The organism is Streptomyces sp. NRRL F-4489 (genome assembly GCF_001509485.1).
Lineage (GTDB): Bacteria > Actinomycetota > Actinomycetes > Streptomycetales > Streptomycetaceae > Streptomyces.
In genome coordinates this window covers 1-1,198 of the sequence record NZ_LLZI01000161.1, presented here as the reverse complement: position 1 = coordinate 1,198, position 1,198 = coordinate 1, and the positions used below count along the sequence as shown (strand labels likewise).

The following is a 1,198-nucleotide window of genomic DNA, read 5'->3' as shown; positions in this document are numbered from 1 at the left end:
GCCAGGCCCGTACGACCACCGCCGGCACCAGGGCGTCCACCCCACCGCGCCCCTCGCCACCGGGTCCGCCCCGCCCCGTCCACGGCACGCAGTGCACCGGCAGCAGGCCGATCCCCCACCCGCCCGCCGCCACGACCCCCTCGACCGGCCCCGCCGACCCCGGCCACAGCACCAGCCGGCCGACCGCCCACCACCACAGCGCCCCCGCGAGCACCACGGGTATCCACCGCCCCGGCACGGGCCTCGCACCCCTCGCCATGCCTGCCTCCTCGGACCGACGCCGGGGCCTGCCAAGCGGCCGACCAAGCCGCGGAGCGCACCGACAGACCCCGAAAAACCGGCCCGCCGCCCGGCAGCACCGGGCGGCGGCCCCGTTCAGCGGCCGGTCAGCGGGACTCGGCCTGGAACATCCAGTGGTGCTTCTCCAGGTCCGCGGTGAGCCCGATGAGGAGGTCCTGGGTGACCGGGTCGGGCTGGTCGGTGGCGCTGATCCGCTCCCGCATCCGGCCGATCACCGCGCCCAGCGCGTCCACCATCGTGCGGACCACATCGGCGTCCTGGACCCACCCTTCCGGGCCCTCGCCGATACCGCTGGTCTTGGCGACCGTCGCGGCCCGGCCGTCCGGGGTGACACCGATCGCCGAGGCCCGTTCGGCCACCGTGTCGGCGTGCTGCCGGGCGCTGGCGACCACCTCGTCGAGCTGGAGGTGGACGGAGCGGAAGCGCGGACCGACGACGTTCCAGTGCACCTGCTTGGCGAGCAGGGAGAGGTCGACCAGATCGACCAGGGCGCCCTGGAGGGCGTTGCCGACGACGGTACGGGCTTCATCGGAGAGCGTGCTGGTGACCACAGACATCCAGATACTCCTTTTCAGGCGCATAGCGGATATTCGGGCGAATATTCCGATTTAGCCCCATGGTACGGGCCGGGGCTCCGCTCCGAGCGTCCGGGTCGGTCCACCCGGGCCCCACCCGGACGCCGCGCAACCGCCGACCGCCGGGCGCCGGCCACCGGCCGCCGGCCGACCCACCAGGGGAACACCCGCACGCGTACCCGCGGCCCACCCAGCCACGCCCCCCACCGGCCAGGCCACCCACCCACCCCCGAACACACCAAAGCCCCGGCAGGGCTACACCGATGCTGTTGGTTAATCCGGGGCCTGTCTACTTCGCCCCGTCGATCGTTTGATCGGCGGGG

General features: G+C 73.9%; 2 protein-coding genes. Both read right to left on the bottom strand.

Going from position 1 to position 1,198, the window contains the following annotated elements; translation table 11 throughout:
* The coding region (locus ADL22_RS14200) for a hypothetical protein (protein ID WP_066978153.1) at positions 1–259 on the bottom strand (259 nt) is incomplete at its 3' end.
* Between the two features lie 127 nt (positions 260–386).
* On the bottom strand, positions 387–857 hold the full coding sequence (locus ADL22_RS14195) for a Dps family protein (RefSeq protein WP_066978149.1): 471 nt from the start codon (positions 855–857) through the stop codon (positions 387–389).
* Between the last annotated feature and the right edge of the window lie 341 nt (positions 858–1,198).

Bases quoted from the DNA above. Each gene is read 5' to 3' on its own strand.
- ADL22_RS14195 (WP_066978149.1), bottom strand. From the start codon at position 857: ATGTCTGTGGTCACCAGCACGCTCTCCGATGAAGCCCGTACCGTCGTC.